Source organism: Exiguobacterium sp. ZOR0005 (genome assembly GCF_000798975.1).
GTDB lineage: Bacteria > Bacillota > Bacilli > Exiguobacteriales > Exiguobacteriaceae > Exiguobacterium > Exiguobacterium aurantiacum.
Genome location: NZ_JTLB01000035.1, coordinates 1 through 17,712, shown reverse-complemented (window position 1 = coordinate 17,712; position 17,712 = coordinate 1). Strand labels below are relative to the sequence as shown.

The window sequence follows — 17,712 nt, the reverse complement described above, 5'->3', positions numbered from 1 at the left end:
GAGCCCTGTCGAATACAGGTCTCAAGCCGCCTAGGCTGGTTTTCATTGTTTGTCCTGTCTACTTGACAGGGAGCACTTCACGACGGGTTCAGGCTTTTGGTCATGGACGCTCTTTCAACAAGTCACGAATTTCGGCAAGGAGTTGTTCCTCGCGCGACAGTTCTGGCTCTGGCGTCTCTTCGACGGCTTTCTCTCGCTTCAAGCGGTTGATCACTTTCACCATCATGAACAAGGCGAACGCGATGAGCACGAACGTGACGATCTCTTGAATGAAGTTGCCGTACGCGACGTCGACGTCGAGCACGCTCACCGATAAATCGGAGAAGTTGATGCCGCCGATCAAGATGCCGAGGAGCGGCATGAAGATGTCGTTGACGAGCGAGTTGACGATCGCCGTGAACGCGGCCCCGAGGATGAAGGCGACGGCAAGGTCGATGATGTTACCGCGCATGGCGAACTCTTTGAACTCTTTCCACATAGAATGATGCCTCCTATTCGATGAATACTCTCACGGTAGCATATCCAACTTCGAAGCAATATCCTTTTTTCAGTTTAATGTCTCGAGGTCGAGGCGCTTGTTCGCCATTTCTAGATACGTTACACTAAAAGAGAACTCATGGAACAGTTTTAATACCTGGTACTAATATGTTATAATCAGATGAGCTGAAAGGATGAATGGACGTGGCGAACGAAGAACAGAATGGCTCGGAAGAAAAAGAGTCGAAACAGCGGACGGAACGGAAACGTTTGTCGAACTACCGCCGTTTCCCAATCTTGCTGCGCGTCATCGTTGTCCTCATATTGGCCGTCGCGATGCTTGCCATCGGGGCCATTATCGGGTACAGCGTCATTGGCGGCGGCGAGTGGAGGGACGTGTTCAACATCGACACGTGGCGCCATATCACCGATTTTTGGCTAACCTCATAAGGGTGGTGGAACCATGTACACGATTGAACAGATTAAAGAAGTAATCCCGCATCGGTACCCGTTCTTGCTCATCGACCGCATTCTCGAGGTCGAAGAAGGCAAACGGGCCGTCGGATTAAAAAATGTGACGGCGAACGAAGAGTTCTTCAACGGACACTTCCCAGACTATAACGTCATGCCTGGCGTATTGATCGTCGAGGCGCTCGCACAAGTCGGTGCGTTCGCGATGCTCAAACAAGAGTCAAATCGCGGCAAACTCGCGTTTTTCGCAGGCATCGATGGATGTCGTTTCAAACGTCAAGTCGTCCCGGGCGACCAGTTGCGTCTCGAGGTCGAGATCTTGAAAGTGCGCGGTCCGATCGGCAAAGGCCGTGCCGTGGCGACAGTCGATGGAGAAGTCGCTTGTGAAGCAGAACTAACTTTCGCCCTGAAGTGAGGGGGAACGACATGCGCGTGTTGGTGATTGCTTTAATACTCGGACTGATGGCGGTAGTCGGCTGTCAGCAGTTGCAGACCGAGGAAGTGACCGAAGAGAACGTCGTGTACGAACAGAAAGTCGATGAAGCGATGATCGATAAGCGGGCCGGACAATCGGAAGCGATCGCTGTGTCCCTCGAGCGTACGAACAGCTCGACGATGCTGTTCACGATTCGGATGCTCGAAGACCGGCGCCTCGAACCGACGACCGTCATCAGTTATGAAATTGACGGCAATCGGGTCCCGATCCCGTTCGGTGAACTGACGGCCGAGCGAGAAGGGGACGTGCGGACGTACGTCTATCAACTCGACTTGAACCCGGACTTGTTCGTGCCCGAGACGTTGCCGCTCTTCCACTTTGCGGAAGAAGGGGAAATCGAGGTCTCGATCCCGCTTGAAGTCGTCAATTCGACAAATGAATGAACAGCACGGACGATTTTGTCGAAAATCGTCCGTTTTTGTATGAATTTTTACGCCGTTCGTCCGATACATCCAATAAGGACGAATTGGAGGGGATACGATGAATCGAAACAAGTCACAATCACTACAGACCCGCATTTTGCTGGCGATGCTCGCCTTTGTCACGTTGCTCGTCATCATTTTCATGATGGTGCAGGTCGTCAGTACGAAACAGACGGTGCTCCGTTCGATGCAGGCCGTGTTAGTAGATGACGCGGACCGAATCAGCGAGACGATCGACGCCGACGCATACGCGGCGTTTCTTCAAAATCCGACGAAAGACGCGACGTTCGAGCAGTTTCGGGAACAGCTCGACACGTACCGGACGCAAATCGGGGCGATGTACGTCTATACGCTTGCTGTGGATGGAGATGAGCTAAAAATCATCGTCGACGGGATGAGCGCCGACGATGCGGTCGACATCGGGACACCGACGACGGCGACGTCGCTCGAGGATGCGCGTCCGGCGCTCGAAGGAGAACAGGTCACGACACCGATCGTCGAAGACCCGGAATATGGCGACTACATGACCGTGCTCGTGCCGATCATGCGCGGGAATGAAGTCATCGGCCTTCTCGGCATCGACAAAGGGGCGCGTGACGTCGAAGCGGTGACAAACGACGTGTTGCGAGCAAGTCTGCCGCCAGTGTTGCTCGGACTCCTCGGATTGCTCTTGTTCGCTTCGTTCGCCATCTGGCGCTACCTCGGCTGGAAGTTGCGCCCGCTCCGGGACCTTGAGCGGGTCGCGACACATATCGCCGAAGGCGACTTGTTGACGGCTTCCGAAGAGATGGAGAAGATCCAGATTCGCTCAAACGATGAGATTAAGCGTCTCACCGCGTCGATGGACAAGATGACGAAGATGTTGAAAGAGTTGATTTCAAACCTACAGACGTCGGCACAGACGGTACGCGACGAGAGCGGCAACGTGGCGAGTATCTCGGAAGAAGTGAACGACGCGTCACGGCAAATCGCTTATACGATGGAAGAAATCGCGAGCGGTGTCGAGAACCAGAGCGTGTTGACGATGCGGCTGTACGGCCATATGAACGAGTTCTCAGAGCTCGTCGATCAGACGACCAAGGACGGGGCCGAAGTGAGCGGACAAGCGGAAGACGTCAGCCGCGTGACGACAGAAGGGCTTCATCTTATGGAGGACGCCGTCGGGAAGATGACGAACATCCACGGCCAAGTGCAAGCGTCACAGCGCCAAGTGAAAGATTTCGAGCGCCAGGCCGACGAAGTGACGACGCTCGTCACGATGATTCGTCAAATCTCGGAACAGACGAACTTGCTCGCCTTGAACGCGGCCATCGAAGCGGCCCGCGCCGGGGAGCACGGGAAAGGCTTCGCCGTCGTCGCCTCTGAGATTCGGAACTTATCGACGAGCGTAGCAAAATCGGTCAGTGAAATCTCCGAGATCGTCGGAAGCGTCAAACACAACTCGATCGCACTCGGAGAGACGTTCACGGACAGCATGCGTGCCGCCGAGGACGGCAAACGGACGCTCGAGGAAACGAAACAGGCGTTCAACGCGATTGAACAAAGTGTGCGCGACATGCAACGTCTGACCGATTCGATGCAATCGCAGCTCGACCGGGTGAAGGCGAACCAAACGGATATCAAGCAAGGACTCTCGGACATCGCGTCGATCTCGGAAGAGAGCACGGCCGGCAACGAAGAAGTCGCGGCCTCGACCGAGCAAATGTCGGCCACGAGCGAGATGATGAACCGACTCGTCAAAGAGTTGTCGCATACGGCCGAGGACATGCAACGCATGAGCCGTCAGTTCAAGCTGTGAACAGCTTCAAGTCAGACAGACCTTCCGCGCGTCCGCTATAATGGGCGCAAGGGAGGTTTTTTCATGCAACGCGTCTCAAGTGAACTGACACAATTCCGCGGCAGTCATTACGACTTCGGCCGCTTTCAAGGTAAATACATCAAGCGCAGCAAACTGCTCGAGAACCGGACCGACCAATGGAAGCTCCGCGTCCCGCGTTTTGAGATCGATGAGCGCGAGGCGAAGCAGGCGTTCGACCGGTTCGCCCCAAAAGTGTGGGAAGAACTGCTCGGCCTGCAAGACGAGCTCGAACTGACGCTCGCCGATACGCTCCTTCACTTCGGTCACTTCCGGGTGAACAACCCGGTCAGCGGCTGTTCGATTTTGACGGGCGACAATTTCCTCGTCCGCAACTACGATTATCACCCGATGACGTACGATGGACGGTTCAACGTGTTCCAACCGGACGAAGGCTACGCCGTCATCGGTCCCGTCTCGCGCGTCACCGGACGGATGGACGGGATGAACGAGAAAGGGCTCGCCATGGGCTATAACTTTATCAACCGTAGGCGACCTGGTGACGGCTTCGTCTGTCAGATGATCGGGCGGATGATTCTCGAGACGTGCGCGACGGTCGAGGAGGCGGTCGACTTGTTGAAAGAGATCCCGCATCGCGGCTCGTTCACGTACGTCGTCCATGACAAGTCGTCGAAGACGCGCGTCATCGAGGCGACACCGCGCGACATCCAAGTCCGCGAGTCGAACATTTGCACGAACCATTTCGAGCTGTTGCAGCACGAGAACCGTTACCATCTTGACGACTCGACGCGGCGGATGATGGAGATCAAGATGTATCAACATATCGTCCAAGACGCCGAGAGCGCGTTCCGGCTCATGAACGACTCGGACAAGGGCGTCTTCTCGGAGCTGTATAAGAGCTGGGCCGGCACGATCCATACGGCGGCTTATTTCCCGGAGACGCTCGAGACGTGGTTCGCCCTCGGTGGCGACCGCGACCCGGTCATCTTCGATTTTCAAACGTGGCTCGACGGCGAGGACTTTGACCTTCACGCCCTCGACGGCGAGATCGCGACCGATATCGAGTTCGCCAACACGGTCCAATTGTGGCGCTGACTTCGGTCAGTGCTTTTTAATAAAAAACGGGGAATAGTGATAACAGGAGGGATTTATATGAAACGAATCGGAGTATTGGCCATCATGTTGAGCATGAGTATCGTGCTCGGCGGCTGCGTGCCGGGCGACGGGACGTACACGACCGACCCGGCCGGCTTCTTTTGGGGGATTTGGCACGGCTGGATCGCACCGGTGTCACTCATTTTAGGATTGTTCAATGACACGTATCGCGTGTACGAAGTGAACAACACTGGTTGGTTTTACGACTTAGGCTTTTATATCGCCATCATCAGCGGTTTTGGCGGGGTGGCGGTGACGCGGAAGAGCCGGGGCTAGACACATCTGTCTGGCTCTTTTTTATTGACCTACTTTTCGAAAGTGGCGACTAGTTTATTGAAAATCGTGCTATATTTTTTATTGTTTACTCAGATATTACCAAAAGGAGATAAGAAAGATGGTTGCACTTATAAAGAAGAGTTTTACCGTGTTCATGATAATGATGCTGGTCGGGACGATGATTCCAATGCCATTAGCATCGGCCGCGACGTTAAATCAGACAATAAACAATGTAAGAGGAGTGGAAGGGACGACGGATCAACCGAACCAACACGTCACGATCGTTGCGAATCACCAAGTTGTGACAACGACGAGTGACGCCACTAAAAAATTTACATACACGTTTGATGATGTGCCAGTTGGTCAAATTGCGGTGTATCAGCGAGACCAATATGGGTTTGATCAATTGATTGATGTGACGATACGTCCAGAACCAAAATCCCCAGAGATGTTAGTGAAACCTCAAGATGCGACATTTATAGGGGTGATCGACAACACGTTTGTGTTCGTCACACATCCCGATCATACGATTCATGCGACGTATGAAGGACGGGCGAAAGAAGGGATTGGGCAGTTGCACATCCCTAAAAACAAAGAGGAGACGGTGAGTGTGTACGTCAGCAGCCCAGAAAAGGCTTCGACTCCAATCAAATCTTATGAAGCGGCTCCGGCAAACCCTGATGTGATGCAATTGGACGAACCGCCGCATGAAACATTACGTGTTTCAGGTACCGCACTGCCTTACGTCACGATTTTTATCCGATTAGGCGATCTCGTAAGGACAGGTCAAGCAGATGCGAGTGGAAAGTTCGATTTTCCGTTCACAGGCTGGGAGCAACGGGCGTTTGAGGAACAGACATACACGGTGGAGGCGATGCACTTTGTGAATAAAGCAGAGGGGGCAGTGAAAGAATTCACGATTCCAGCTTTCAACCCAACGGACACGCAACCCGTACTCATTATTGAAGAGTCGCTCACACAGTTTAGTGGTGTGACGTATCCGAACGCAGACATCCTACTTGACGGAGAACGATGTGAAACGAGTAAAGATAATGGCTCTTTTTATTGTGAATACGAGCTGAATGAGCAAGTAAATCGAGTCCTCACCATTCAAAAAGATGGACAGATTTTATTTACGAAACCAGTGAAGGTGAAGCGAAATGACGCGACAATGAAATTTGAAAAAGTGTCTTTCGAGTTAGAGGATGCTCAATTGATCGGAAAAGCGACACCGAATCAAACGTTTAACGTATGGTATTGGGACCGCAAAAATACTAGCTATGATACCTATCAAATTCATATACAAGCGAAGAGTGACGCACAAGGGAACATCGTATTCAACTTACCAAAACAATATGAAGTCGACTATATGGTATCGTATGTCGACGAGGAAGGACTCAAGACGCCAAAAGGAGTGTTCCGTGCCGACGACAACCGTGTGCCGCCGACACCTGTCCTGAAGATGGAGAGCAACCAAGTCGCCATCACGATTCCGCCGTTCCATTACCCGTATCAATTTTTATGGTTTGAAGCGAAGATTGATAAAGCAGATGGACGTTCTTATACGCAAAAGGTTTTCCCAAACAATCCTGTACTTTCACTTGGTGTGAACGACAAGTTCGTCATTCGGACTGTTCTTTACGACGGGCGTGTGTCGGCGTGGGTAACAGGCACGTTCGACGCGATTCAAAAGCCAATCATCTTTGACTTGACGAACGACACGACGTTATTGAAAGGGACGACGGAACCGAACGCATCACTCAAGTTTACAAACGGTGTGGTGAAAGAAGTGAAGGCAGATGCCAACGGAAAGTTTGAGTTTGCCGTCAACTTGAAGAAAGTGAACGCGTTTAACGTGCTCGTCACCGTCCCAGGTAAGACGAGTCAGACGTTCAAATACGAAGTGAAAGATACCGTGCGACCGACGTTACAAATTCACGAGGTATTATCAGAAGACGCAAAAGAGATTATGTTTGATGCGAATGAGTACGTCGGTAACTTCGAGATTGTTTACTACAAAAATAATACAATCGTCCGAAAAAATAAGGTAAACTCGATTCAACCGTATAAGCCTCTCAGTTCTGGTTTCTCGCTTGGCGGGATGTTGCCTGTTTCTGGACTCAAAACAGATGGCATCACACACCTGATCATTCATGCGGAAGATTTGGCCGGTAACCCTTCTGGCGGTAATAAAATCATGGTGAAAGATACGACAGCGCCACGCGTCATTCTCCAAAAACACGTCTTGACGGGAGAACATTTGATTTACGGGAAGACAGAACCGGGATCGACCGTGACGTTCACGTATCGAAGCGACAAAGACAAACCTGTCGTCGTCTCGAGCACGGGGATGTTCACAATCAAGACGACCGATCCAGTCGTGTCTCAAAAATATGGACAAGTGAAAATCACGGCGACGGATAAGGCGGGCAACAAAGGGTATGGCTACATCTCGCCGAATGGAGAGAAGATTCAAGACATCCGTCTAGATGGCGGTCAAAAGGCGTGGTTCTATATGCAAAATGAGTATATGAACCAAAACCACTATGAATTCACGATTAATGGAAAAACGCAAAAGTATACTCAGATTGGTAACGTGATCACTTGGCCGAACGACATCGCATTACCTGCGACCGTGACAGTCAAGCTCATCAATCCAGATAAAACGGTTAAATATGAGATGACAAAAGTGATCACAAAGCCATACGTCACAAAAGCGGTCTCGAACGTCAAATTCCAACAAGGTGTCCGTAAAATCACCGGGAACGGCGATCCGTATGCGACACTTGAAGTATGGAGCGGGACGACACGGATCGGTCATTCGTCGCTGGACGGGACCGGGAGATTCGACTTCAATTTAGTACGCGCCTACACGGAAGGGGAGCAGCTTCGTTTTGTGATGACCCCTCGTATCGGCAAGCAAGTCGTGACGACGATTAAAGCGAAAGACAATACGGCACCGACTGCTCCATCCGTTAATGAAATCACGGCCACTTCGACGCATGTGTCGGGTAAAACAGAAAAAGGGGCGACCGTGTTCATCTCATATAACGGGAAAACATATACGACGAAGGCGACGAGTACGGGGTCATATGCATTTAAGATCAATAAATGGTTGCCGGGGAAAGTTGTATCGGTTCATGTGAAAGATGCTGCCGGCAACCAGTCGCCAGTGAAAAAAGAGACGATTAAGTATGTCTTCAAACAGTTCAGTGTGAATACGCTTCGTTCTAGCCACATCTATGTAACAGGCAAAGGGCATCCGGGTGCGACCGTCCAAGTGTACAATGGTGCATCGAAGGTTGGGAAGGCTGTCAAAGTCGACGCGAAAGGAAACTTCAAAGCGTATGTGAATAAACAACGGCAAGGCAATATGTTGACGGTCGAAATGACGCGTTCTGGTTATGCGACAGAGCGAATCAACGTCACCGTACAACGATAAAAACAGTTTCTCGGGTCTATTATGTCCCGGGAAACTTTTTTGCATATTCAAAACAGAAATGCTAGATCTCTCATCTATATAATGGAAACAGATGTATTCGAAATATGAACGTTCCTCATTGTTACGGGACAGAGACTCAAAACAGGAAAAGGAGTTGATTTCATGCGCTCATTTTGGATTTTCGGCAACCAGCTGTCGCACGAACTTGAGATGTTCGACCACGTTGAAGACGGTGACGTCATCGTCATGATCGAGGCGACGTCACGGGCGATGTGGCGGACGTACCATAAACAAAAGCTTGTCCTCGTCTTCTCGGCGATGCGTCACTTCGCGGACGAGTTGCGTGAGAAAGGCTTCACCGTCGACTATCATGAGGCCGACTCGTTCCAAGACGCGTGGGACGACCACTTCAAGCGATACGACCCGGCAGCGATCCATTACACCGCCGTCACCGACGCCGCCATGGAGAAGAAGTTGAAACAGTTCGGGAAGAAACACACACTCGTCGAACATACGGACGTGCCGCTCTTCTATTTAACGAAGGAGGAGGCCGTCGACGCGATTGGCAACGAGCCGTGGCGGATGGACCGCTTCTACCGTCACATGCGAAAACGGTTCGACGTGTTGCTCGAGGATGGGAAGCCGCGCGGTGGCAAATGGTCGTTTGACGCTGACAACCGGAAACCGCCGAAAGCAGGGTTGACGTTCGCGCCACCGATCCATTTCCGCCCGGACGAAATCACGAAAGCTGTCATCGATAAAGTCGAACGCGACTTTCAAGACAATCCCGGGGACATCACGCCGTTCGTCTGGCCGGTGAGGCGGAGTGAGGCCAGACGTGCGTTGAATCGTTTCATCGAGGAACGTCTCGAGACGTTCGGACCGTATCAGGACGCGATGCTGTCAGACAATCAAGAGATGTCACACAGTCTGTTGTCGGCGGCGATCAACATCGGACTCCTCACGCCACGTGAAGTCGTCGAGGCCGCATGCGCGGCTGACGCGCCGCTCGCCTCAATCGAGGGGTTCGTCCGACAAATCCTCGGCTGGCGGGAATATATGCGTGCCATCTACGTGGCGTCGATGCCCGGTTACGAGTCGGTGAACACGTTCAAGCACGAGCGCGACTTACCCGACTCGTTCTGGGACGCGAAGACGGACATGCATTGTATCCACCAAAGCGTGAAGCCGGTCATCGAGCGGGCGCACAACCACCACATCCAGCGGCTCATGGTGCTCGGTAACTTCGCGACGTTGTTCGAGATTTCACCGCAACAGACGAGCGATTGGTTCAATGAGATGTATATCGACGCTTACGACTGGGTCGTGTTGCCGAACGTGCTCGGGATGGCGCTCCACGCGGACGGCGGCAAGCTCGCGACGAAACCGTATATCGCTTCTGGAAAGTATATCGACCGGATGAGCGACTACTGTAAAGGGTGCAAGTACAATCCGAAACATACGACCGAGGAAGACGCGTGCCCGTTCAATGCCCTCTATTGGCACTTCATCGACAAACACCAGGAACGCTTCAAAGACAATCAGCGGATGAAGATGATGCTCCGGAACTGGCAAGGCCGTGATGATGACGTTAAAGCGGACATCTTGGCGAAGGCGAGACAAACGCTCGACGTAACCGACTCCTTGTGAGTCGGTTTTTTTACATCGTCTTCACAATTATTTTCACACGCTTCACGGACGCTTTACATTCATCCGTTACGATAAGACTTGTGAGACCCCTCATGCCAAGTGAATAGCAAACGGTAGAACATTCGAGAGACCAACAGAAGCCCTTACGTCATTGACGTCTAGTTTCTGTTGGTCCTTTTTTTAGGAAAGGGTGAGTCAAGTGAATGAAACACTTCGCACGATCGGTGAGGAGAAGATGATCGCCTCCATCAAGTCGCCGAAACAATTCGAGAAGTTCCTGCAATCGGACGTTACGACGACGTTCCTCATGATGGGCACGCTCAGCACGCTCGACCGCTACGTGTCGCATCTGAAACGTGAGAACAAGACCGTCTTCTTGCACGCCGAGCGCATCAACGGTATCAGCCTTGACCGGGACGGCATCGACTATTTGGCGAAGCGTGTCGGTGCGGACGGCATCGTCACGACGAAGGCGTCGGTCATCCAGCACGCGAAACGCGCCGGACTCATGACGGTGCAACGCCTCTTCCTCGTCGACTCGGATGCCGTCACGTCTGGCATCAAGATGGCGAACGACCATGAGCCGGACGCGCTCGAACTCATGCCGGGCCTCATCCCGAACGTCATCGAGCACGTCGCCGGGAGCGTGCCGTTTCCGATCGTGACGGGCGGTATGATCCGTAAGCCGATCGAGGTACATCAGGCGCTCTCGCACGGTGCGTTCGCCGTCTCGACGGGGGACGAGCGGCTCTGGGCGTCACAAGGAATGAAGGAGGACATCATATGAAGTCGATTCAATTGCAACAAATCAAAAAGTCGTATGGTGACACCGAGGTCATCCGTGGCATCGACGTCACGATCGAGGCGGGCGAGTTTTTCGCGCTCGTCGGACCGTCCGGCTGCGGCAAGAGCACGATGCTCCGCATGATCGCCGGACTCGAGTCGATCACGGCCGGGACGCTCCGGATTGACGGCGTCGCCGCGAACGAGCTCAAACCGAGCGAGCGCCAATTGTCGATGGTGTTCCAAAACTACGCGCTCTATCCGCATATGACGGTCGAGAAGAACATCACGTTCGGCCTACATACGAAAGGACTGACGAAGCTCGAGCAGCGCGAACGTTGCCATGCGGCCGCCGAGACGCTCGGGCTGACCGATTACTTGAAGCGAAAGCCGCGGGAACTGTCAGGCGGGCAACGCCAACGGGTCGCCCTGGCCCGAGCCATCGTCACCGAGGCGCCGATTTGCCTTATGGACGAGCCGCTCTCGAACCTTGACGCCAAGCTCCGGGCGAAGATGCGTTCCGAGATCCGTCAACTGCAACGGAAGCTCAAGTTGACGATGATTTACGTCACGCACGACCAAGTCGAGGCGATGACGATGGCCGATCGGATGATGCTGTTGAATGAAGGCGAGGTCCAACAAGTCGGCAAGCCGCTCGATCTGTACAACAAGCCGGCGAATACGTTCGTCGCCTCGTTCATCGGCTCACCGCCGATGAACTTGACTGAGGTGTCACGCGTCGAGGGCGGCTGGATCGCCTCAGATGGGCGCGTCTTCCGTCCGAACACAATCACGGCCGCAGACACAGCGACGCTCGGCGTCCGTCCGGAACAAATCCATCCGGCAAAAGATGACGTCACGTTCTACGGGGAGTTGAAAAACATCGAAGTGCTCGGCACAGAGACGATTCTCGCCTTTGATGTCGGCGGTGCCGAATGGCTCGCCAAATGGCCGGGACAGTGGCCGCTCTCGATCGGGGAGAAGGTCGCTTGTTACATCAACCCGAAACAGATGTCGCTCTTTGATACGGCAGGTCAACGGATCGAGCCGCGTCAACCGAAACTGTTTGAGGCGCTGGAGGTGTTCCAATGACGGTCGCACTGCCGAGACAACGGGTGAAGGCCCGACTGTCGGATGCGGCGAGCGGCCTGCTGTACTTGTCGCCGTCCATCGCATTATTCGGGATCTTCCTCGTCTATCCGCTCCTCCGGACGATTTACTTGAGCTTCTTCCGGACGGACACGCAAGGGACGCCGCTCGAATTCGTCGGGATCGGGCACTACGCCCGGCTCTTCACGAGCGCGACGTTTTGGCAAAGCGTTCAGGCGACGGTCGGGTTCGTCGCCTTGACCGTGCCGCTCACGATCCTCATCGCGCTAGGCCTCGCCTTGCTTGCCAACGAGAAGTTGCGCGGCATCGGATTCTTCCGAACGGCGTTCTCGGCGACGATGGGGATGAGCGTCGCCGCCTCATCGGTCATCTGGATGTTCATGTATAACCCGTCGATCGGCATCTTCAACCGCTTTTTAGAAGCGGTCGGGGCGAGCGGGGTACAGTGGCTTCTCGATCCGCAATACGCGCTCCTGTCCGTGTCGCTCGCGACCGTCTGGATGAATATCGGGTTCACGTTTTTGATTCTCCTCGGCGGCCTGCAAAATATCGACCGGACGCTCTATGAGAGTGCGGACATCGCCGGGACGGGGTATTGGACGCAACTCCGGGCCATCACGATCCCGATGCTGTCACCGACGCTGTTCTTCGTCGGCATCATCTCGCTCATCAACGCGTTCCAGACGTTCGGGCAGATCGATTTGCTGACGAAAGGCGGACCGACGAACTCGACGAACGTCATCGTCTACGCCATCTATAAGGACGCGTTCATCAACTATAACGTCGGCGGCGCTAGCGCCCAGGCGGTGCTCTTATTCGTGACGGTGCTCCTGTTGACGTGGCTCCAGTTCAAGCTCGTCGAAAGGAAGGTGCATTACCAATGACGTTACGCAACACGCTCGTCTACGCGCTGCTCGTCTTGAGCGCCGGCGTCATGCTGTTCCCGATTGTCTATGCGTTCTCGATCAGCCTTATGGACGGGGGCGAGGTGCTAAAAGGCAACCTCATCCCGGAAGAACCATCGCTCGCGAACTACGTCGCCGCGTTCGAGCGGATCCCGCTGTTGACGTATCTCGTCAACAGTCTCGTCGTCGCGCTCCTCGTCATGGTCGGACAAGTCGTTTTGTCGAGCCTCGCCGCGTTCGCGTTCGTCTTCATCGACTTCAAAGGGAAAGGGCTCATCTTCATGCTGTTTCTCGCGACGATGATGGTGCCGTGGGAAGCGACGATGGTGCCGAACTTCTTGACCGTGCAGTCGCTCGGTTGGCTCAACTCGGTGTGGGGCTTGTCCGTGCCGTTCTTCGCGCTCGCCTTCGGGACATTCCTACTTCGGCAACAGTTCAAGACGATCCCGCACGAGATGTACGAGGCGTCACAAATCGCCGGCATCAGCCGCTTCCGTTTCTTTTGGAACGTCGTCTTACCGGTCTCGAAGACGCCGCTCGTCACATTGTCGGTGTATAGCTTTTTGACGACATGGAACATGTACTTATGGCCGCTCCTCGTGACGAACACGGAGCAGGCGCGAACGGTGCAAATCGGAATCAAACAGATGCAGTCGAACGAGATTGCCTCGGATTGGGGCGTCGTCATGGCGGCCGTCGTCATGATCATCATCCCGACACTGCTCTTACTGTTCGCGGGACAAAAGCAATTGCAAGAAGGCTTGACGCAAGGTGCCATCAAATAAAAGGAGGAAGTTTACATGAAGAAAAAAGCATTATTCGCAGGATTGGCCAGTTCGGTGTTATTGCTCGGGGCGTGCGGCAGCGAGGAGGCGGCACCAGAAGCAGCGGCGACCGCAGACGGGAAGACGGAAGTCGTGTTCTGGCACGCGATGAGCGGGGACTTGGAGACCGCGCTCAACAACCAAGTCGACGACTTCAACGCTTCGCAAGACGACTATGAAGTGACGCCGATCTTCCAAGGGACGTATGAAGAGGCGCTCACGAAGTTCAACGCAGTCGCCGGCTCGGCGGACGCACCGGCGATCATGCAGACGTTCGAGGTCGGGACGAAGTATATGATCGACACGAACAAGATCACGCCGGTCCAAGAATTCATCGACAAAGAGAATTTCGACACGGGCGTCTGGGAAGAGAACATCTTGAGCTATTACCAAGTCGACGGCAAGCAGTACTCGATGCCGTTCAATTCGTCGACACCGGTGCTCATCTACAACAAGGATGCGTTCAAAGAAGCAGGGCTCGACCCGGAGAAGGCGCCGCGCACGTATGACGAGTTGAAACAAGCGGCGAAGGCACTCACGACCGACGACCAGACTGGATTCACGATTCTCAACTACGGCTGGTTCTTCGAGCAGCTCGTCGCCGCACAGGGCGGTCTTTACGTCGACAACGACAACGGGCGTAGCGGAAATCCGACGAAGGCAGTGTTTGACGGGGAAGAAGGGCAGAACGCCTTCAATTTGATTAAAGACATGTACGACGAGAAGACGTTCATGAACGTCGGTCAAAACTGGGACGACATGCGCGCCGCCTTCCAATCGGGCAACGTCGCCATGTACCTCGACTCGTCGGCCGGTGTAAGAACGGTCGTCGACAACGCGCCGTTTGACGTCGGTGTCTCGTATTTGCCGGTACCGAACGAGTCGGACCGGGAAGGCGTCGTCATCGGAGGCGCCTCGCTCTGGATGGGTGACGGCATCGCCGACGAGACGAAACAAGGGGCGTGGGAGTTCATGAAATTCGCCGCCTCGAAAGAAGCGCAGGCGAAATGGCACGTCGAGACGGGATACTTCGCCATCAACCCGGACGCGTACAACGAGCCGATCGTCGAAGAAGTATGGGCCGAGTATCCGCAGCTCAAAGTGACGGTCGACCAGTTGAGCGAGACGAAGACGTCGCCGGCGACACAAGGTGCGCTCATCTCGTCATTCCCGCAGTCACGCCAGAGCGTCGTCAATGCGATGGAGAGCTTGTATCAAGGCGTGTCGGTCGAGGATGCGTTAAAACGTGCGGCTGACGAGACGACTTCCACCTTGGGGCAATAACATGCACCTGTACGCTCATCGCGGTTATAGCGCCAAATATCCCGAGAACACATTGATAGCGTTCGAGGCGGCGCTCCCGTACGCCGACGGCATCGAGTTCGACGTGCAGCTGTCAAAAGACGGCCGCCTCGTTGTCATCCATGACGAGACGGTCGACCGGACGACGGACGGGAGCGGCTATGTGAAAGACATGACGCTCCGTCAACTGCGCGCGCTTCGAAGTGAAGGGGAACGCATCCCGACGCTCGAGGAAGTGCTCGCGCTCGTCACACCGCACGACGTCACGGTGAACGTTGAACTGAAGACGGACCAATTCGCCTACGCTGGAATCGAATCACTCGCGTGGCTCGCAACGGAAGAGTTCGGCCTCGAGGACCGCGTTGTCTTCTCCTCGTTCAACCCGGACACGCTCGTCCGCTTGCGTGAGGTCGCACCTGAGGCGAGGATTGCCGTGCTGACGGGGGACGGGCATCCCGACTTGGTCGAGTTCGTCGAACACGTTCAAGCCGAGGCCGTTCACGCACAGCCTGCCTTTATCGGGACGCGTGCGTGGCAAACGTTATGTGAAAGAGGGATTCGAACACGCTTGTACACAATCAATGACCCGAGCGAGCTCCCTGACACGATGCATGTCGACGCGGTCATGACGGATGATGTGGAGTTGTTAGCGCCAGTACGCGAATCGATTCGCTGAATAGAAGCGGTGTCCATGAACGAGCGGACGCCGTTTTTTGGTATGCTGATTGGTGAGGTGAATCATATGGACTATAAGATGCTCCACGAGAAGTTCGAGCGCAGGAAGCAGTGGCTCGTCTTCGAAAAAGAAGAGGTCGTTCGCCGTCTGCTCGTCCGTTATAAAGCGCACATCATCCCGAAGACGGACATTATGGACTTGGTGAATGACGACCAACTGTCCTATCCGCACATTTTTTGTTGCATCACGATTGACGACCCGGCCGTCCTCGAGAAAATCTTTAACGCGAAAGAGCGAGCGGACTCTAAGTGGGAACGTGATGACAACGCGCGGCGAGGCATGGTGTATAAGCATAAGGACGAGGCGCATCGACGCTACAACCAATTGATTATCGACGAGCAAGAGGGACGCCGTCTCGACATCGTTCTCGAGAGTCAGGACGGGATATACGTGACCGGCTTTTTGACGCGCGACACGAGTCAAGAAGTCGTGTCGTACATTTATGCACATATGGGCGGTGCGAAATATACAGGACGGATCCCGCGCTCGATGTGGCCGTCTGACGTGACGGAGGAAGAAATAAAAGACGGGTATCGTCGTTATTTGCGAGCGCTTGAGACGTTCGGTAAATTATAAAAGGAGGTCCGCTCATCAGCTTGCGATGAGGAGACCTCCTTTTATCAATTCGGAACGAGCATGCGTGCGTCGGCGTGTAACAGCACGGTCTGGTTTCGTCCATTGTCTTTTGCTTCATAGAGCGCCGTATCGGCAACGTCGCTCATCGATTCGACCGGGAGCGCGCTTCCATGGGCGATGCCGATTGAGACGCTGACTTGAATCGATGTCCCGTCAGATAAGGTAAACGCCTCGGCCTCAATCCGTTTCCGAATCCGCTCGGAAACTTTGGTCACTTTTTCGGGAGACAAGTCATAGATGAGAATGATGAACTCTTCGCCTCCGATTCGTGCGACCACGTCATGGGAACGTGTCTCGATCTTCAACAGTTCGGCGAATCGTTTCAAGACGAGGTCACCGTTCGGATGACCGTACGTGTCGTTCACACGTTTGAAATGATCGATATCAAGCGCGAGCACGTTGTACGTCCTGCTTTCGGACACGAGCGATGTGGTTCGTTCCTCCCACATCCGGCGATTGAACAAACCGGTCAAATGGTCGCGTTCGGCCGAATGTTTATATTCCTTGGAACGTCGAGTCATTTGTTCTAAGTCGATGGCGAGTAGGCTCGCGAGTGTCCCGACGAGCAGTCCGACGATCCAAAACGTCAAGACAATCTCGACGTAAGCACTGTTCCAACCGAGATTGATGAGGATCGAGACCGAGGTGATGAAGAGCGCCCAGACGTGCAACAGCATACTCTGCAACAACAGACGACGGACGTGACGATGAATCCACCACATGCCGACGCCGACGACGAACGTGGCGATAAACGCGACGATGGCCTGGTCGGTCAGCCCGAACAGAAAGCGGGTGCTCGCGATGATGACCGTCGCAATCAAAAGCGGGAAGCGGGCCCCGTAAAAGGCGAGCAGGACGAGCGGCAAGTACCGTAAGTCGACGCGAACCTCATCGTTCGCTTGGACCGCGTTGACCATGAGAAACAGACCGAGTCCCCCGGTCAATAATCCGATTAAGAAGCCACGGGATCGAAAGGAGCCGAAGCGGTCGGAGTGATACAACTTGGAAATCAGGTAGAAGCCTGTGAACGCAACAGAGGCGTTCAATAAAAGAGCGGTAAACGGCAAAATGTCACTTCCTTCGAAAATCACTATACCTAAAACGTAACAGACCGGTGAACTACTCACCACTTGCTTGCTTCGCAACCTGAAGTGGGAGCTTCTTGGGAAGGCCGTGCTTTGACCAGCCACGGTTATGGGCCAAGCTCGTCG

General features: G+C 54.0%; 17 protein-coding genes. 15 read left to right on the top strand and 2 right to left on the bottom strand.

Features of this window, described 5'->3' with window-relative positions; translation table 11 throughout:
• Positions 1-100: 100 nt before the first annotated feature.
• On the bottom strand, positions 101-478 hold the full coding sequence (gene mscL, locus L971_RS14205; RefSeq protein ID WP_047376415.1) for a large conductance mechanosensitive channel protein MscL: 378 nt from the start codon (positions 476-478) through the stop codon (positions 101-103).
• 197 nt (positions 479-675) lie between these two features.
• Between mscL and L971_RS14200 the strand changes: the two genes are divergently transcribed.
• The 15 genes from L971_RS14200 to L971_RS14130 all read left to right on the top strand — a co-directional run bounded on the left by L971_RS14200 (position 676) and on the right by L971_RS14130 (position 16,441).
• Positions 676-927 carry a DNA-directed RNA polymerase subunit beta gene (locus L971_RS14200; RefSeq protein ID WP_024370816.1) on the top strand — a complete coding sequence of 84 codons (252 nt, stop codon included), beginning with the start codon at positions 676-678 and terminating at the stop codon, positions 925-927.
• Between the two features lie 13 nt (positions 928-940).
• Positions 941-1,363 carry a 3-hydroxyacyl-ACP dehydratase FabZ gene (fabZ, locus tag L971_RS14195; protein ID WP_021066156.1) on the top strand — a complete coding sequence of 141 codons (423 nt, stop codon included), beginning with the start codon at positions 941-943 and terminating at the stop codon, positions 1,361-1,363.
• Positions 1,364-1,374: 11 nt separating this feature from the next.
• Positions 1,375-1,827, top strand: a complete 453-nt coding sequence (locus L971_RS14190; protein WP_047376411.1) for a hypothetical protein — start codon at positions 1,375-1,377, stop codon at positions 1,825-1,827.
• A 97-nt stretch (positions 1,828-1,924) separates the two neighbouring features.
• Positions 1,925-3,664, top strand: a complete 1,740-nt coding sequence (locus tag L971_RS14185) for a methyl-accepting chemotaxis protein (RefSeq protein ID WP_047376410.1) — start codon at positions 1,925-1,927, stop codon at positions 3,662-3,664.
• A gap of 63 nt (positions 3,665-3,727) precedes the next feature.
• Complete coding sequence (locus L971_RS14180; RefSeq protein ID WP_047376408.1) at positions 3,728-4,777, top strand: C45 family autoproteolytic acyltransferase/hydolase; 1,050 nt, start codon at positions 3,728-3,730, stop codon at positions 4,775-4,777.
• Positions 4,778-4,834: 57 nt separating this feature from the next.
• Complete coding sequence (locus L971_RS14175) at positions 4,835-5,113, top strand: hypothetical protein (RefSeq protein ID WP_047376406.1); 279 nt, start codon at positions 4,835-4,837, stop codon at positions 5,111-5,113.
• 187 nt (positions 5,114-5,300) lie between these two features.
• The gene (locus L971_RS14170) at positions 5,301-8,555 is read left to right on the top strand and encodes an Ig-like domain-containing protein (RefSeq protein ID WP_197053183.1); all 3,255 of its coding nucleotides are present in this window, start codon (positions 5,301-5,303) and stop codon (positions 8,553-8,555) included.
• 162 nt (positions 8,556-8,717) lie between these two features.
• Positions 8,718-10,205 (top strand): cryptochrome/photolyase family protein, encoded by a 1,488-nt coding sequence (locus tag L971_RS14165; protein WP_047376402.1) that lies wholly within the window; start codon positions 8,718-8,720, stop codon positions 10,203-10,205.
• Positions 10,206-10,404: 199 nt separating this feature from the next.
• On the top strand, positions 10,405-10,992 hold the full coding sequence (locus L971_RS14160; RefSeq protein WP_231557619.1) for a glycerol-3-phosphate responsive antiterminator: 588 nt from the start codon (positions 10,405-10,407) through the stop codon (positions 10,990-10,992).
• Entirely contained in the window at positions 10,989-12,080 is a 1,092-nt protein-coding gene (locus L971_RS14155; RefSeq protein WP_047376401.1) for an ABC transporter ATP-binding protein, read from the top strand. Before L971_RS14160 ends, L971_RS14155 begins: the two co-directional genes overlap by 4 nt.
• The gene (locus L971_RS14150) at positions 12,077-12,982 is read left to right on the top strand and encodes a carbohydrate ABC transporter permease (RefSeq protein ID WP_024370804.1); all 906 of its coding nucleotides are present in this window, start codon (positions 12,077-12,079) and stop codon (positions 12,980-12,982) included. The genes L971_RS14155 and L971_RS14150 overlap by 4 nt, the downstream gene beginning before the upstream one ends.
• Positions 12,979-13,788: a carbohydrate ABC transporter permease gene (locus L971_RS14145; RefSeq protein ID WP_024370803.1), complete on the top strand. Its 810-nt coding sequence runs from the start codon at positions 12,979-12,981 to the stop codon at positions 13,786-13,788. The genes L971_RS14150 and L971_RS14145 overlap by 4 nt, the downstream gene beginning before the upstream one ends.
• A gap of 15 nt (positions 13,789-13,803) precedes the next feature.
• Positions 13,804-15,111 (top strand): ABC transporter substrate-binding protein, encoded by a 1,308-nt coding sequence (locus tag L971_RS14140; RefSeq protein ID WP_047376399.1) that lies wholly within the window; start codon positions 13,804-13,806, stop codon positions 15,109-15,111.
• A gap of 1 nt (position 15,112) precedes the next feature.
• Positions 15,113-15,805 (top strand): glycerophosphodiester phosphodiesterase, encoded by a 693-nt coding sequence (locus tag L971_RS14135; RefSeq protein ID WP_047376396.1) that lies wholly within the window; start codon positions 15,113-15,115, stop codon positions 15,803-15,805.
• 15 nt (positions 15,806-15,820) lie between these two features.
• Positions 15,821-16,441, top strand: a complete 621-nt coding sequence (locus L971_RS14130) for a hypothetical protein (protein ID WP_047376394.1) — start codon at positions 15,821-15,823, stop codon at positions 16,439-16,441.
• Between the two features lie 44 nt (positions 16,442-16,485).
• On the opposite strand, the gene L971_RS14125 is transcribed toward L971_RS14130, so the two are convergent.
• A complete protein-coding gene (locus L971_RS14125) occupies positions 16,486-17,568 on the bottom strand; it encodes a diguanylate cyclase (protein WP_047376392.1) in 1,083 nt (360 codons plus the stop codon).
• Positions 17,569-17,712: the final 144 nt, after the last annotated feature.

Bases quoted from the DNA above. Each gene is read 5' to 3' on its own strand.
- mscL (WP_047376415.1), bottom strand. From the start codon at position 478: ATGTGGAAAGAGTTCAAAGAGTTCGCCATGCGCGGTAACATCATCGAC.
- L971_RS14145 (WP_024370803.1), top strand. From the start codon at position 12,979: ATGACGTTACGCAACACGCTCGTCTACGCGCTGCTCGTCTTGAGCGCC.
- L971_RS14150 (WP_024370804.1), top strand. From the start codon at position 12,077: ATGACGGTCGCACTGCCGAGACAACGGGTGAAGGCCCGACTGTCGGAT.
- L971_RS14165 (WP_047376402.1), top strand. From the start codon at position 8,718: ATGCGCTCATTTTGGATTTTCGGCAACCAGCTGTCGCACGAACTTGAG.
- L971_RS14170 (WP_197053183.1), top strand. From the start codon at position 5,301: ATGCCATTAGCATCGGCCGCGACGTTAAATCAGACAATAAACAATGTA.
- L971_RS14175 (WP_047376406.1), top strand. From the start codon at position 4,835: ATGAAACGAATCGGAGTATTGGCCATCATGTTGAGCATGAGTATCGTG.
- L971_RS14190 (WP_047376411.1), top strand. From the start codon at position 1,375: ATGCGCGTGTTGGTGATTGCTTTAATACTCGGACTGATGGCGGTAGTC.
- fabZ (WP_021066156.1), top strand. From the start codon at position 941: ATGTACACGATTGAACAGATTAAAGAAGTAATCCCGCATCGGTACCCG.
- L971_RS14185 (WP_047376410.1), top strand. From the start codon at position 1,925: ATGAATCGAAACAAGTCACAATCACTACAGACCCGCATTTTGCTGGCG.
- L971_RS14200 (WP_024370816.1), top strand. From the start codon at position 676: ATGGACGTGGCGAACGAAGAACAGAATGGCTCGGAAGAAAAAGAGTCG.
- L971_RS14155 (WP_047376401.1), top strand. From the start codon at position 10,989: ATGAAGTCGATTCAATTGCAACAAATCAAAAAGTCGTATGGTGACACC.
- L971_RS14180 (WP_047376408.1), top strand. From the start codon at position 3,728: ATGCAACGCGTCTCAAGTGAACTGACACAATTCCGCGGCAGTCATTAC.
- L971_RS14130 (WP_047376394.1), top strand. From the start codon at position 15,821: ATGAACGAGCGGACGCCGTTTTTTGGTATGCTGATTGGTGAGGTGAAT.
- L971_RS14140 (WP_047376399.1), top strand. From the start codon at position 13,804: ATGAAGAAAAAAGCATTATTCGCAGGATTGGCCAGTTCGGTGTTATTG.
- L971_RS14135 (WP_047376396.1), top strand. From the start codon at position 15,113: ATGCACCTGTACGCTCATCGCGGTTATAGCGCCAAATATCCCGAGAAC.